Raw genomic sequence first — 14790 nt, 5'->3', positions numbered from 1 at the left:
AACGCTCGGACGTCTGAAGCCCACAGGGGGAGTTCATGCTACACGGCATAGATATTCCGACTTGGAAGTCACAATCGCTGGCGACACAAATTGCCGAGAGATTGTTTAACGAGCTTGCAGAAACCGCTCTCCGCAAACATGCAGGTCACTCCGTCACCGCAGCGATCGAGGCCACGGGTGCAGCAATCCTCGAAGCGGCGTCTCTCGAATTCGTAGGCTTGTGCAAAGCGCATCGTCCTCGGCCATAGCCGAGGATTTTTCTTTCGCACCGTGAGTCCGATGCGCACCGAGCATAAGCCTTCAATGGTTCACTGAGACCTCAAACCCGGAGCCTGTTCAATCCGAAGCCGGCGTGCAGCCCAGTCAGGACGGCTAGCATAGCATTACTCACTGAGGAACTGGTGAGGCAGAAGCGCCAGCGCAAAGGAGGCCAACCAACTGCCATGAGCCAGACTTAAGAAAAACTCCGCCATGGCGGTGTCTACTCATCGATATCTTCCTCGCTATCCTCGCGAGGTGGCACGAGCACCAAGTTGCCATTCCAGTCTTTCGAAATCGGCAGCGTATTGAGCTTGACGGTGAAGCCCGGCTGGCCGTTCTTCCGGGTGAACGCGACGCCGACTGGCGACCAATCCTGAGAGCCAGGACCCGTCTTGGCCCGCACGTAATACGCTATCTCACGCTTGTCGTCTTCATGACCTCGTCGCGCGGAGCGGGAGGCGCGCTCGCTTGTTGAACCTTCCATTGAAGGCTCCTTTCTCCCACATGCAGGCGTGGGTTTTGTGGGCCAGCGCACATCGCCCCGCGAGCCCGCCAAATCCACACCCGAAGAGGAAACTATCTGTGCCCACGGTATCATGTGGTTAGAAGTTCCACATGGAGGGATATCCACATGCGCACCTACATTCCATTCGAGGATGTTGAACAGCTCGCGACGATTGAGCAGCTCGCTGAGATGCTTGGCTTGCAGACGCATCGCTATAGCAGCCACCAAGTGCGCTGCGCATGCCCGGTGCATGGCGGCGACAAAGACACGCTGGCCATCAGCCCGCATGTCCGCTCCCGGCGCGGCAGTGAGGGTGTATTCTACTGCCAGCGCGCGAAGCTCGGTGGCGACCGTATCGGGTTGGTCGCGCACTGTATGGAAATCGGCCAGCAAGACGCGGCGATCTTCATCAACGAACAGTTCGGCGGTGGGGACAGTACAGTCAACAGTACTGTATCTACAGTTAGCAAAGGCCGTGCCAAGCCCACACTTCCCCAAGAGCAAGAAGGCCGGAAGCAACCGGCCCCCAAGACCCCAGCTAGCTTCGATCCGGAGAAATTCGGCCAGAGCCTCGTCTACGACGACCGGGTGAAGGATCTCGGCATCTCGGAAGAGAATGCCGCCAAGCATCGCATCGGCAGCAAGCGGGGCAAGCTCTTCATTCCGATCTGCCCGCCCGATGTCGAGCCGGTGTGCTGGGCCGAGTTCGACGACGGCAAGCTACGTCTGCCCGACGCTTGGCTCGCCGGCAACGTCGTTCGCTTCAGACGTCCCGCTTGATGCGGGACTTTTTTCTGATCCAGCAGTCTGTTCTAAGAATTTTGCCTGCGACCACAGCTCGGGTTTTTCTTCTTTGTCCTTGGCTAACAGCTCCTCACTGTACTTGCGCATCGCCTCGTCTGCCGCGACTTCTCCCGGCTCAAGCGCAAACGGATCTTTTCGTTGTCTCCTCACACCATCAACAGGACCGATGTAACGCGTCGGCGTCCGCGGGCTTTTCCGCCCCGGAACATAGATCGTCTCCTGCGCGTAGTAGTAGCCTCGCCCATTTCGATACTTGATATAGATTCGCATCGATGTCTCCTGCTCTGGTGCAGCAGCGTATGCGACGATCCGCGCCGCGCAATTGAACGCCATGGCCGGGTGTAGAATATTTGTAGCCCTGCCCTTTCCCACCTAGGCCAGCAGCAAGCTTAGTGCGCTGGCGAGCGCTATGCCCTGCTGGGGGACCGTCGAGACACGCCCCAACTACGTTCGATTCGTAGTGGTGCTCCACCAGTGGGCAGGGCTAACCCCTTAAAACCCCACGCGAAAGGTGGGTCTTTTTTCTGTGCTGACTCAAAGCCAACGCGCGCGGCCTAAATTCTACTAGATCATTCCTGCAGCATCGGATGCTGCGTCCCAGCTCTCCGATGCACGAACCGCGTCACGAATTACGAAATACAGATTGCGTAAGTCCATTCATCACCAGCATCATTGAAGTCCAGAGCGCGCCCAATGGGTAGCCGCTCGCGACTTTTCGGTATCCGCTCAGGGCCGCTTTTGACATGCTTGAAATGATGGGCCAGCACGTCGATAATCCGAAACTCTGTGCTTTCCCTGCCCCAGACCTGCCGCCAATGAGCCGCATCCCGGTTTTCGGCTTCGGCCACGCGATCGACCGCGTGATAGATCGCAACGCAAGCTAGAAACGCATGTCGAGCCGAATTGCGGTTGGCGTGGAAGTCGTCCCACGTCGGGTCGACGATGACCTCCAAGTATCGCTGAAGCGTATTCATTCGCAGCCCTCATTCAGCACAGCTTCTCTCCTCTACCGCTTGGTTTCGCCCGTAGAGATCAACGACGACCTAATAGTCCGAAGCCATCTCCAAGCGGCTCAACAACTTGACAAAAATTGAATTCTAATACAGGATGTATCCCAGAATTTTTCGCGTTCGAGACGCAGCTTCTGAATCTTCGGCGGCTGTCCTTGAACAGGAGGAATTCATGAGTTCTTTGGACTCGAAGCTTTTTCCAGCCTCGCTAATTTCGGACGTCGGACGTAAGGCCGCAAGATTAATTTGCCGGGAGATCATCGACGTCTTCCACGCAAACGGTATCGATATCTATCAAATAGGTGTCGAACATAAGCCGACGATGATTGACGTTGGTGAGAAAATTCTGAAGGCGGCCACTCTTAGGTTTGAGGAGCTGATGAAGTAGCAGTCGTCGTAGCCTCGCATTGTCGCGGGGCTACTTTGTTCTTACTTCTCATCGATTTATCAGTCGCCGGGCTAACCATGGCGTTCCACTTTTCCTGCGGCCCCCCTCATTCTAATGAACGCGACGCTATCGAGCAGATTTGTCAGTCTTTCGGAGACGAATGGATACTGCTCACTAATCTCCCGCCATTTGCCGCCGAGAACGAAATCGACGTCGTCCTTCTTGGTCCAAAAGGAATCATCGTACTTGAGCTTAAGTACTTTAGCGGCAAAATATTTTGTCCCAAAGTCGGAGATTGGGAAGGAATAAGCAAGAAAGGAAATCCACTTAACCAGGCCTTCAACGCCTCCCAGGGACTCAAAGATACACTGGTAGAAAAAGACAAAGGGCTAAAGAGGAGTATCTGGGTCAACTACGCCGTCGTGGTGACAAATCCGAATTGCGTTCTCAAAGTTGACGCCGACCTCCCATTTTTCGTCGATAAACTCGAGAACGTTGTGGCACTCGTCAATGGCCGCCTCGCCACTGAACGTCGAAACAAGCCGATCAGCAGGGAACTCGGAGAACAGATCCTCGAACATCTCATTAAAAAGGAGCTGCCGGAATCTGTTCGACGATGTTGGACGGCGAACGAAACGAAACCAAAGCCTGTCACTTCTAACGGAAACAAGCCTCAGGGGCCTCGCCGCGACAGTCCGCCGAGTGTACCACCTTCCACACCCCGACCTGTTGGTCGTCCTCGTATACCGTTTTGGGACTGGCCGGCTCTGGTACTCCTTCTGCTAGTGGCCACGCTCATTTTTGAGGTGTACTCGGGGCTCGTGCAATTGTTCACTACTGCCGTCGAGCAGACCAACGTCGTTGCTTCCAATGCACCCTTAACACCGCACCCTGCTCCGAGTGCCTCGCCGCCGCCGCTGCCGGAAGCAGCGCCCCATGAACAACCGGCTCAGCGACACGCAAATTCCGAGGCGCCTCCGGCCAGTTCGGCGATACAATCCCCACCAATTGAGAAGCCGAATACGAACACTCGAATAGAGCCACTGGCCACCCAGCCTCCTGCACTTCCCTTACCACCAACGATACGGTCCATTGTGCTCAATAAAGCCGACGGGCATGGGCGCCGTCTAGATAAGCTGCCGGATCTTGTGCAACAGCGGACACAGGTCGTTGCCACGGTCTCGTACGAAAATAGCTCCTCCTCTGCAGACAAGATCATTCTAGTGCTCAAGCCTGCTCAGGCCGACTGGGAATGGCCCTGTGCGCCCGAGATCGTCAGGACTCCGAAAGGAGTGGTGTCATGTTGGTGGAATGAGCCGCTAGAAAGCGATCGTTACGCTGTCTTGGTTAAGGCCAATGGCCAAGTACTCTCCCAAAAGGAATTCCAAGTGATGGTACCGCCCGTCGGCGCCCCTGTGGATATTTCACCTGATCGTCCGGCCGTTCGGCCGCCGAGTTCGGTTCAACTTCAGCTCGCCGTCTCCGATTTTGCGATCCACCCCTCCGCCACGTATGTTGGCGAAAACAGCGTGTTGAGTTTTAGCGTCCGCAATGCTGGTACAAGTCCTGCGGCTGTAGCTCTCAAAGATAGATCACTTTCCGCCGGTCCTTGCATGGCAAGAGGATGGAATCCGGCAACAGCAGGGATACCGGCAGTTGATACAAACGCCGGGGTCGACGTGATAGATAGAAGCTTGACAACACTGGCGCCAGGTCAGTCAATCAGTGGCACAATTTCGATAGCATCTCCCGACTGCAATTTGACTATGCTTTCAGGTCTCCAGGCTGTTCCTGTCACCCTCGCCTTCTTCGTGTCTGTTGACGGGCGCCGAACGACAATTCCGCTCACCCTCCAGAACGTTCGCTTTCGACCTCTTGGCGCGCGTTATACTGGAGGATCGTTCTTCAACGGGAACGACAACTAGCCCTGCTTCCCGCTCGGCATGAATCGCATTTGGATTTGCGCCGCTATTTCCATCGGATGGCGGCGTCGCATTCTGAAGCAGCCCAGGATCACGGAGAGAAACTCTGATCGCAATTCACCACATCGTTCGATCGGCCGCCCTAGAATGGGAAAAACCCAATCCGTCATTTCAGAGAGGTCTTGTCAGCTTGTCGCTCTTTCCGCGGAACACGCAGAGGTCACCGCAATGCGGCTCGCGCCTAGTGGCCTTCAAATCAGCAAGACCAGCGATTTCTTGCGGAACGCATATGGTTGCGGTCGGTCGCAGCCAACATCTGCATAACGCACAAAATGGAACGATCGCTGCCGTCCGTTGCCAATGCCTCAACACGACTTCAGGATTCTATGAACCCGGGGACTTCGCAATCAGCGCCAGAGCGCGTTGAAGATCATCGACCACCAATCTTGAAAGCTCATCAAGCCGAGCGAGCCCGGGTGCCCTAGCACGCAGAGCGGGGTCGCTCCAAGAAAGATCCAGGCGACAATCAGGATCGGCAAGTACTTCCGCCACGTCAAATGATCGATGCCTTTCGCCGTCTTGACGAACCGGATCGGCGTATAAAGTCACGAACTCTTGCAGGTCCTCCCTTTGCAGCGGCTTCGTGCGGAGCGAAAATCGTTTGTCGGAGCGAAGATCGTAGATCCACACCCGCTGGGTTGCCGTCGATGACCTTTTCGGTTTGTCGAAGAATACGACGTTGGACTTGACGCCTGCGGCATAGAATAATCCGGGCGGAAGCCGAAGCACCGTATGGACTCTGCAGGTCTCAACCAGCCGACGACGCACCGAAGCTGCGGCACCGCTCTCGAACAACACGTTGTCTGGGACCACGACCGCAGCCCGCCCGCCTGGCTTCAGAAGCGCCACAATATGCTGCATGAAGTTCAGTTGTTTATTCGCCGTCTGAACCCAAAAATCCGGGCGCACAATCGTCAGGCTATCCTCTGGGCGGGTCGACTTCTCTTGGGCATAGGTCACGCTACCTTTGATCCCAAACGGAGGGTTCGTAACGACGACGTCAACCTGCCGAGCTGGCGGCGCTTTAAGGCTATCCTCACACGCGATCGGCAACTCATCATCGGCGTTACCGCCAACGCCGTGCAATAGCAGATTCATGGTCGCGAGGCGCGCGACTTCTTCAACCAACTCGACGCCTCGAATGGACTTCGTGGCGAGCATCTTTTTCTGCGCCGCCGTCATCTTGGGATAACGTCTTCGCAGATGATCGTGGGCTGCCAAAAGAAAACCCGCCGTTCCGCAGGCTGGATCACATATCACTTCGCCCAGTTGCGGATTCACGCATTCAACAATCGCTTCAATGAGTGGACGTGGCGTGAAATACTGCCCTGCCCCACTTTTGGTGTCGCGCGCATTCTTCTCCAGCAAGCCTTCATAGGCGTCGCCTTTCAGATCGTCGGAAAGCCCCGTCCACTCCGTCTGGCCGATGAGATCAACAATCAATAGGCGTAGTTTTGCGGGATCTCTAATCTTATTTTTTGCATTGCCAAAGATCAGCCCCAGCATACCTCCGTGCTTACCGAGCGCGGTCAGAACACGCCCATAATGCACATGCATCGCTCCAGCGCCGAGACGAACCAGCGAGCTCCACGAGTATTTCCTCGGTATCGCGCGGTCGGCTTGCTCGTCTGCCATCTTCAAGAACAGCAGATAGGTTAGTTGCTCGACATAATCTGGATACGAAAGGCCATCGTCTCGTAAGACGTTGCAATACTGCCAGAGTTTCCGAACTAGGATCTGCGCCCCAGGCGCCCGGTTGTCCGTCATTTCAAAGCCTTAGAACCACGTCGTTCACCCACCAAACATTCTTGAACGACTCAACGTAGACCTTGGCCGCGGCCGAGTATTCGGCCTGAGGATCCATGTAAGCTTTCAAGTCGCGGATAGCATCCTTAAACGCCTCGCTGGCCATCGGCCAGCCTTCGAAATTGGTAGGCGCCTCTCGGCGACCGCGCTCGACTGCTCGCTCCACCAGATTGTAGAGCGTCAACCGACCCTCGACGAACTTTGGCCAGTTCAGGTGTAAGCCGAGCCTGCTTGCCTCTACCTTTGCCTCGGCGACTCTGTTTCCCTTGAATTCAGGCGACACGTCAATCTCGCCATTCGGCCTGAAGGTCAGAAGAACAGGATCACCTGGCTCCGTAGGATCAAGAAGAGCAGGATGCTCCAAAGCTAAATCGTCATTCGGTCCCCGAGCGCGCACACCCGTCGGCAGGAGAGGAAAGTGCGTCGCCTTTCCACCAGCGATACGCGCCCCAGGGACTAGGCGTGGCCGGTTGGCGCGCTGGCAACTCAGCCGCATGTTCTTCCAATCGAACGCCAGCCAGTAATAACCCGGATGAGTTCGGTCCTCTCGCACTTTTCCCTTCGGGCGGAAGTGGTCGACATCATTGTCTGCGCCGGGACTTTTGCACTCCGTGTACCAACACTTGTCAAATGACGCCTCCTCGAATGCCTGCCGCAATGCCGCCCAACGTTGTTGATTGGCCTCAATGATGCGCGCACGCCGCTGAGCGTCTGGTTCTGCGAGCGTCGCATCCTGCGCGACTTGTAGGTCAGCTAGAAGGTCCCGGATTTTCGGGAGGATGGCTTCGAGATTGATAAACCGCATAGCTGTCAGGACGCACCTGCCTCCCGGCGCAGTTCTTCGACGATCCGCGCTGCCAACTTCCCGCGATCTTCGCGCTGCTTCGGTGTCAATTCCACCGCGTCGCGCCAGGCTGGGTCCTCTTGCGCTGTCCACGCTCTCAAGAATTCCTGATAGAGGGGGTCCCGTATCGTGAAGTCGAAGCCCCGACCACGGAGGTCATCCCTGATCCGACCAAGCTCTCCCTCCTCTTCGGGCGTCAGCGCATCCTTCATGGCAAGAACGCGTTGACGATCGAGGGCGGCCTGGGTCTTGGCATCAAGCGTCGTCTTGAGGCGAAAAAGATCGCTGGTCAAGATTGCCGCGACGCCCATTCCCCGGGGGTCCTGATCCGGTAATTCTGCGATAGCGCGGCCCTCCTGGTCACGTCTAAAGATTCGCACTTGAGCTCGCTCAAGGCCGGCAAATACGAGCGGGTCATGCGAGGACATCACGATGTGGCAGCTATCGCGCCCTCTGATGAAGCGATCCAGGAACGTCAAGTACTGCGTGCTCCAAGCCGGGTTGAGGTGAGTGTCCGGTTCGTCCAGCAGAAACAGAGCCTCATCTCGAGCCGTGAATTTTAGTAAACCGAGAACTAACAGCAACTGCTGCTCACCCTCGCTTAGATCGCGATATGTGACATTCCCGCCACCGGCCCCGGCGCTCATCCGGACACGTGTACGGACCTCGGCCAGCACCTTCGATAGGTGCATGCTTTCGAGCGCCGTGAAGAAGGCGTATTGGTTGCCGTACGATCGGTACACGTCTGCGAGAGATTCCGCGCTGGAGAGAAAGAGATAAAGACTCTTAACGATTGGATTCTTTGTTAAGTCGACTGGAATACGCCGCGTCATGCGCAGCGGAAGCATCGCTTGGTCATATAGGCGACTGAGAAACTGCTGTACTTCTCCTACTGCATTCCAAAACCGCGGATCTCCGCCTTTTCGCTTCCAGGGCGGTTCCTTCAGCGCAAAGAGCACGCTATCCAACCCGTCGATTTGAAGATGCTCTCGAAGAAAGCCGCGGTCTTCTTTCGAGGCCTCGCTGGCCTCCATGAAGAACGCGATGAGGGCGAACTGCCCATGCAGTGTTTGAGCGTAGAACAAACGCCGCAACGCGTTAGGATCGCTGATCGCCTTCCCGCGCTGCTCAGGTGCTTTTATGATCCAACTATAAAATCGCTCACGGTGCCTCTCGAAGATTGCCGCTAAACGATCACTAGGCCCTGAGTAGTAGCCAAATACAAATGCGGGACGATGACGGGGCCGACCATCCGCATCTTCCGCCATGAAGCTTCTTCGAGGAAGATCGCTATACTCGGTTTGGCCAGCCTGCTTTACCCGAAATGTCGGAAACTCGTCCGCCTTCGCTCGGACCTCGATATGGCTCCTACGGCACTCGTACTTTAGGTCGTAGTCAAACGGCGCTTCGACGTCGAGATCGAGATTGCGGAAGATCAGTGTTAACGCCTCAATCAGATTGGACTTCCCGGCGCCATTCTCACCAACCAGCACTGTGTAGGGCGATCCCTCGTCAAAGTCGACCGAGAGATCCCGAAGGTTCTTAAATGCCCCAATCCTGACCGACTCAAGTCGCATCGGCGATCTCAAGCTCCGCATTTTCGGCGGCATCACCCACCAAACGAATCGTCTTACCGAGAGCCTCCCGCAGAGCAAGATAAAAAAGCTCGATGTGTTCGGGAAGATCCCGGTTGTACCCGGCCTGCGCAAAAAGTTCAGGCAACGGCAAAGCCCCCCCGTTTTCCCGCAACACGGCTGCCAAGTCAGGCGACGGCTCAGCTTGCTGTGTCGGGCGAGGTCTGCTCTTCTGCATAATATGGCCTCTCCTGGGCGCGGGGAATAATGTGGCTTGGGATTTGCGCGGAGCGCCCAGCCGCCGTAGAAGCTCGCCAGCCGGCTCATCATCTGGGTCTTGCGGCGCTAGCTCGCCCGCCAAGGCTGCGGCCAGCAGTTCCCTTTCGATCTCTGGTAAGCGCTTGAGAGAGGCTTGGACAGCGATTGTCTGAGCTGTTGTAGCATCCAGGCGTCGGCGAGCCTCGGCGACAATACGCTGTTGCTCGTCACGAGGCGGAATCGGAAACGGAAGTGCTCGAAACCGCTCCAGTCCTAGATGAGCGATGTTTGTCGACCATCGTGCGATGTCACGAAATACCCCCGAATGCATATAATGACGGAAGACAAGGAGCGCATATTCGGGCTCAATCTCGTCCCCGGACCGGAAACGGATCAGCGTATTTTGGAAACAAGCGCCTGGTACTTCTCCGCGATAAATCGCTGGACGACCAACAAGCTCCGGACTCTGCCCTTCATTAAGTAGAACATCGCCGTTTCGCAGTTCGTAAATCGCGACTTCCTCTGGCTCGAAGTTCATGCGCAAGATGTCGGACGTGTCGATCCTGTCCTCATGCACATTTGCCACCCGGAGATAGGGACGCATATTGCGACCACGCGCATGCTTGGGCGCACGCTGTCGCCCGAGCGTAACTTCTCCGGCCTCATCGACACGACGCCTTGTCCACCCTTCTGGCACTGTAGCGCCAAGCCTCGGAGCGTCAAAATTCAGCGCAGCCTCGTCCTCGAATAGACTGGCCTGCCCACTCGCTGGCGACCGACGCGGGCGATTTGGCTCAGGCGCCGGAGACGATCTCGGTACCAATTCACCAGCAACCGCCGCAGCTAGAATCTCGCGCGTCTGTTCACTTAGGTGGTTCAGCACAGATCGAAGGCGGACCTCCGCTTCCCTAATCTCCGCTAGGCGCAGGTCAGCGATGTCCGTTATCCGCTTCTGCTCAGCCAGCGGCGGCAAGGGATAAGGCATTTCGGCAAAGCGTGAGCCGCCCAAGTGCTGAATACCTACACCCCGCGCGACGCGTGCGAAAACACCGGCCACCGCAAAGTACCGGAACACCAGGAACGCATACTCAGACGTGGTTACATGCGGACGAAAACGGATTACTGTATTCTGGAAACAGCAAGGCTCGACTTCGCCTCGCCATATCGCAGCACGACCGACCTGTGACGCGCTGCCCGATGCCTCCGTCAACAAGACGTCGCCAGCCCTAAGTCCGAACACTTCCCGTTCGGCCGGCGTAAAATTCATCTCGAGAAGGTCTGAGAAATCCATGCCGCCGGGCGTAATGTTGGCGGCACGAACATAACGCGTCATATGCGCACCCGAGTCCTGTTCGGGTGATCGCTGCCGACCGAGCCGCACCTCACCCGCCTGATCAACACGCACCGAAGCCCAGCCAGGTGGCAGCGCACGCTCGGAACTGATAGGGGGTTGGTCCATTCGCTTCTTCACCGTTGCGCGCCGGCAAGGGCGACGTGGGGCCGGACGCAACGGAAAATCGTCTCGGCACGGCCCCTCGCGTCCGGCGGTCAAGCCTACAATAGACGCCCAGCAAGGATGAAGGCAATGGCAGCGGGGCCAGCACCTACGAAGAGGCTCGTGGCCGCACGCGAACAAAAGCCAGGACCCCGCATCTCAGCCGATCGGAAGGCTGTTATCCGGCACACTGCTGCGCTTCAGGGCCGACCTCTAGAGTTGGAGCACCTCACTCAGTTGTTTCCCGGTACGTTCCCTACCATCTATGCGAATTCATACCGTCCGCCGACTGATCTTTCTAGATTGCACGGCCCCGCACTTGCGAGCTTCCAACCCGCCAGATGGGGATAACCGGCGGCAGGTGGAGGGCCGCCGGGCTATCATCAAGCCATGCAAGACGACCAACCGCGACAGGACACGACAAGTCGCGACCGTTCGCCAGATGAGCTCTATTTCCTATCCGTCGAGGAAGTTGCGGACATGTACGAAGAGGCGGGCCTCCCCCGTGATCCCCGTACCATCCAACGCTATTGCGCGCTAAACAAACTCGATTGCCATAAAGCCGAGACGCCGACCGGCGAACGATACCTTGTCGCGCCCTATTCCGTTGAGCGGCACATAAAATACATCAAAGAGGTGTCGCGACCAGCCGCGACTAGTCACGACAAATCGCGACAAGACGCGACCGTTCGCACGTTGGAAGTTAAGCCCGAACCAGCGCCGCGACCAACGACGACAAGCACCGACCAGCCGCGATCTGTCGCGACAGCCACGACAAGCGACGACAAGTATGTGTTGATGCTTGAGAACCAGGTAGAGTTTTTGCGCGGCGAAATCTCCGTCAAGAATACACAGATAGCCGAATTGACCGAACGCGCTCGCGAGACCAATCATTTGATAGCAGGCCTGCAAAAAATGTTTCCGCTTCTCGCCTCACCCGATCGCCGAGGTGCAGAGGAGGGGCAGCAGCCGTAGCGGCTCTCCACACGAGCCGCTCGAATTACCAACGATTTTCGGCGTATAATTTAGCTGCCGATCTATGGCAGCCAAGCAAACGACAACAATCGGTCAGGCCGCGCCTGCACCAGCTGAAAAGATTTACATGGAGAACACGCTACTTCGCGTTTCCGGCGCGTTGTTCTGCCACGACGCGAAGCGTGCATCGACACGCACCAAAGAGATTGCACTCAATCACAACGTAAAAGAAAAAGCGGTCTTCATTCGGCCCGACCCAGCGCTTGGCCAGCCCGGTCCACTCGCACACAAAATTTTTGTTGCGCTCATCAAGAAACACTCAAATTACGGCCGCCCGATCCAGAGCGACATATCTTTCTCACGGCGCGAGCTTATGCGTCTCATTGGCTACAAGCAGTGGGGAGGAATTTACAATCAACGGCTCACACGTGCGCTCCAAGAAATTCAGTTTTCGCACGTGCGAACAAATTTCAAAACTGCGGATGGAAAATACGCAGAGCAAACGTTTAGCATTTTCCCCGAAGTCTATTTGGAGCGTCGAGAGAAGGACAGTGATCCCGTCGAACGATGCACGGTGACACTGGCGCGTCCTATTGTTGCGTCGCTCAATGACGAGCACTTCACGTGCCTCAATCATACACTCATGGCCGAGCTCGGCACGATTGGGCAAGCGCTTTATATGCGCCTGTTCTTCCATTTCGCGAATCTGTACATGGATAATCCGCGCAATCGACCGACGTTCAAAAAACGTTACGAGGACATCAACACCGAATGGCTTGGCGGCCTTACGGTTCACACACAGCCATCCGTTATCGAGCGCGACCAATTGGGTCCGCACCTCCGAAAATTGAGGGAGATCGGTTTTTTAGCGTCGTATGGTATCGCGCCCGCTGCGGACGGGAACGGTCTTATTCTGACCTTCCGTCCCGGTCTCGCTTTCATCACAGACTACGAACGCTTCTATCGCGGCCGATATCAGGCAGAAATGCAGTTCGAATTTCAGAGCGACCAATATGAGACGGCGGAGCCGCTTAAGGTCGCATACATGTTTTTGGAGAAACGCACCGGCCAGCCGACCACTGCCATTCCATATGTTCCTTCCAAGGACGTGGAGACTGCAAAATTTCTCCTGACCAAAGTACCCTTCGAGGAGATTTCGCGATTCCTTTCCTACGCACTCGCTGAGGCCGACAAGACGAAATTCGACGTGAAATCGCTAGGCGGCCTTAAGCAGTACTTGGCAGGTTACCTTGAGCGCCGGGAGCGCCGGACGACGGACACCAAAGCTGCGCAACGAGCGGCGGCGGAAAAGCAAGCCCAAGCGGGGCGTATTGAGTACAGCACATACCGCCGAAGGGCGGCAGACAAGCTCTTCGCATCGCTTCCGCTCGACGAGCAGCAGGCGATCCTGGCGCTAGCTCAGACCGAGGTAGGGGAGGAGAAGGGAAATAATCCGATACGATCACATCTCGCCGATATGGCCCGGGCTCGCATCACGGCCGAGCGTCACCCCGACCAGATCCAGACGTTTGAACAGTGGCGGGAGGCTCGTGGCGAAAGTACGCCTGTTTGATATAATGCCAGTATGACACAAGGTACTAAACGGCTCTTGCAGCGTGTTGAGGCTTGGCCTGCTGAAGATCAGGAAGAGTTAGCTAGCGTCGCGCGTGAAATTGAATCTCGCCGAACCGGCATTTATGCCTTGTCCGACGAGGAAAGGGCCGCCATTCGACAGGGAATAGTCGCCGCTGAGGAAGGCAGTTTCGCCCCCGAAAACGAAATGGAAGAGTTCTATAAGCTGCACCGGGAGGCATGAGAGTTCGGTTTACCCGGCCCGCGCAAGCCGACCTCATTCAAATCCAGGACTACATAGGCCGGTTCGATCCCGACGCTGCCTCGCGCGTTATAACGCGGCTAATCGAAATTTCCTGGTCGCTGGGGCATCTTCCTGACCAAGGACGCCAAACCGACGAACCAGGCACTTTACTGCTCGTCGTGCCTCAACTGCGATATTTCATCTTCTACAAGGTGGCTGGTAACGAAGTCCACGTATTGCACGTGCGCCATACATCACGAAGCCGCTTCTGGCGTTGAAAAGTGGCTCAGCCGAGCCACGAAATAGATGGCTGTGAAGATATGGCCCAACAGAGCCATATAAAATGGGTCGGACAATATCTGTTTCGCGACACATGAATTGCGACTTGTCAATGAGTCGCCCTTCATAAGCTTCGTCGGAAAGACGCTGCGCCGAGTGTGGATAACTGTGCATCAGGTGGGGCCTCTGACACAAGGACCCGGGGTCTCTGACACAACAAAGTGGGGTCTCTGACACAAGGAATTTCGAATCGGATTGCCGATATACGTTGCCACATAAGGCAATTTTGGAAATGCCAGTTCGCTCTAATAGAATCTAATATATTCAAACACAGAGTGTGTTTTCTTTTGAGGATAAGGAACGCGCTATTATCAACGCATTCGTTTTCAGTTTGGAATCTCACAGTCGGCCCAACTCCTACTCCCCTTCCCTGACTTTTGGGTAACAGTCTGGGTAACTCTTGCAGCTCAAACTAGGAAATTGGTTACTTGACAGATACTTAGTTCGCTATTCTGGTGCTGGCCAGGGGCACCACGCTTCGCCCTTCGGGCTACGCGTGGCGCGGCCGTGCGAAGCCACCTGTAGCCCGAAGGGTGAAGCGTGTCCGGCGAAGCCTCTTGGCGAAGACGGACTGGCTCAACACATTCGATCTCCCCCACCCTTCCCCTCCCCGCACCACCACTGTATAAACCGGTAGCTTCTTCCGCTATTCGAAGGAGCTCATATGAACGACCTGCACGCGTGGCTTTCACAACAGCACCACGGTTTGCGGACCTTCCAGACCTTTCAGCAC

Annotated in this window: 14 protein-coding genes; 7 read left to right on the top strand and 7 right to left on the bottom strand. The window is 56.2% G+C overall.

All coding sequences use genetic code 11. The annotated features are described in order from the left end of the window. Positions 1 to 481: 481 nt before the first annotated feature. Positions 482 to 745, bottom strand: coding sequence for a hypothetical protein (locus tag UNPF46_RS18200; RefSeq protein WP_142250909.1), 264 nt, complete (start codon positions 743 to 745; stop codon positions 482 to 484). A 147-nt stretch (positions 746 to 892) separates the two neighbouring features. Between UNPF46_RS18200 and UNPF46_RS18195 the strand changes: the two genes are divergently transcribed. Then, a complete protein-coding gene (locus UNPF46_RS18195; RefSeq protein ID WP_142250908.1) occupies positions 893 to 1546 on the top strand; it encodes a hypothetical protein in 654 nt (217 codons plus the stop codon). Here UNPF46_RS18195 and UNPF46_RS18190 read toward each other — a convergent pair. After that, positions 1487 to 1840, bottom strand: a complete 354-nt coding sequence (locus UNPF46_RS18190; protein ID WP_142250907.1) for a hypothetical protein — start codon at positions 1838 to 1840, stop codon at positions 1487 to 1489. The genes UNPF46_RS18195 and UNPF46_RS18190 overlap by 60 nt on opposite strands. Positions 1841 to 2199: 359 nt before the next feature. Continuing rightward, complete coding sequence (locus UNPF46_RS18185) at positions 2200 to 2544, bottom strand: hypothetical protein (protein WP_142250906.1); 345 nt, start codon at positions 2542 to 2544, stop codon at positions 2200 to 2202. Between the two features lie 208 nt (positions 2545 to 2752). On the opposite strand from UNPF46_RS18185, the gene UNPF46_RS18180 reads away from it, so the two are divergent. After that, entirely contained in the window at positions 2753 to 2968 is a 216-nt protein-coding gene (locus tag UNPF46_RS18180; RefSeq protein ID WP_142250905.1) for a hypothetical protein, read from the top strand. 35 nt (positions 2969 to 3003) lie between these two features. Further along, positions 3004 to 4893: a nuclease-related domain-containing protein gene (locus tag UNPF46_RS18175; RefSeq protein WP_142250904.1), complete on the top strand. Its 1890-nt coding sequence runs from the start codon at positions 3004 to 3006 to the stop codon at positions 4891 to 4893. Between the two features lie 381 nt (positions 4894 to 5274). Here the strand turns inward: UNPF46_RS18175 and UNPF46_RS18170 are convergent, their stop codons facing one another. Genes UNPF46_RS18170 through UNPF46_RS18155 form a run of 4 tightly spaced genes read right to left on the bottom strand, consistent with a single transcriptional unit; the run spans position 5275 to position 10765 of the window. Further along, a complete protein-coding gene (locus tag UNPF46_RS18170; RefSeq protein WP_142250903.1) occupies positions 5275 to 6717 on the bottom strand; it encodes a class I SAM-dependent DNA methyltransferase in 1443 nt (480 codons plus the stop codon). Between the two features lies 1 nt (position 6718). Further along, positions 6719 to 7561, bottom strand: coding sequence for an HNH endonuclease family protein (locus UNPF46_RS18165; protein WP_142250902.1), 843 nt, complete (start codon positions 7559 to 7561; stop codon positions 6719 to 6721). A gap of 5 nt (positions 7562 to 7566) precedes the next feature. Next, a complete protein-coding gene (locus UNPF46_RS18160) occupies positions 7567 to 9177 on the bottom strand; it encodes an AAA family ATPase (RefSeq protein ID WP_142250901.1) in 1611 nt (536 codons plus the stop codon). After that, the gene (locus UNPF46_RS18155) at positions 9167 to 10765 is read right to left on the bottom strand and encodes a restriction endonuclease subunit S (RefSeq protein ID WP_181769995.1); all 1599 of its coding nucleotides are present in this window, start codon (positions 10763 to 10765) and stop codon (positions 9167 to 9169) included. The genes UNPF46_RS18160 and UNPF46_RS18155 overlap by 11 nt, the downstream gene beginning before the upstream one ends. Before the next feature lie 642 nt (positions 10766 to 11407). Between UNPF46_RS18155 and UNPF46_RS18150 the strand changes: the two genes are divergently transcribed. The 4 genes from UNPF46_RS18150 to UNPF46_RS38700 all read left to right on the top strand — a co-directional run bounded on the left by UNPF46_RS18150 (position 11408) and on the right by UNPF46_RS38700 (position 13996). Further along, a complete protein-coding gene (locus UNPF46_RS18150; RefSeq protein ID WP_142250899.1) occupies positions 11408 to 11902 on the top strand; it encodes a hypothetical protein in 495 nt (164 codons plus the stop codon). 64 nt (positions 11903 to 11966) lie between these two features. Further along, positions 11967 to 13475: a replication initiator protein A gene (locus tag UNPF46_RS18145; protein WP_142250898.1), complete on the top strand. Its 1509-nt coding sequence runs from the start codon at positions 11967 to 11969 to the stop codon at positions 13473 to 13475. 12 nt (positions 13476 to 13487) lie between these two features. Then, a complete protein-coding gene (locus UNPF46_RS18140; RefSeq protein WP_142250897.1) occupies positions 13488 to 13718 on the top strand; it encodes a hypothetical protein in 231 nt (76 codons plus the stop codon). Further along, positions 13715 to 13996 carry a type II toxin-antitoxin system RelE/ParE family toxin gene (locus tag UNPF46_RS38700; RefSeq protein WP_142250896.1) on the top strand — a complete coding sequence of 94 codons (282 nt, stop codon included), beginning with the start codon at positions 13715 to 13717 and terminating at the stop codon, positions 13994 to 13996. Before UNPF46_RS18140 ends, UNPF46_RS38700 begins: the two co-directional genes overlap by 4 nt. The last annotated feature ends 794 nt before the right edge of the window (positions 13997 to 14790 follow it).

It is taken from the genome of Bradyrhizobium sp. UNPF46, from assembly GCF_006658625.1.
Taxonomy (GTDB): domain Bacteria; phylum Pseudomonadota; class Alphaproteobacteria; order Rhizobiales; family Xanthobacteraceae; genus Bradyrhizobium; species Bradyrhizobium nitroreducens.
This window is presented reverse-complemented; position numbering and strand designations above follow the sequence as displayed.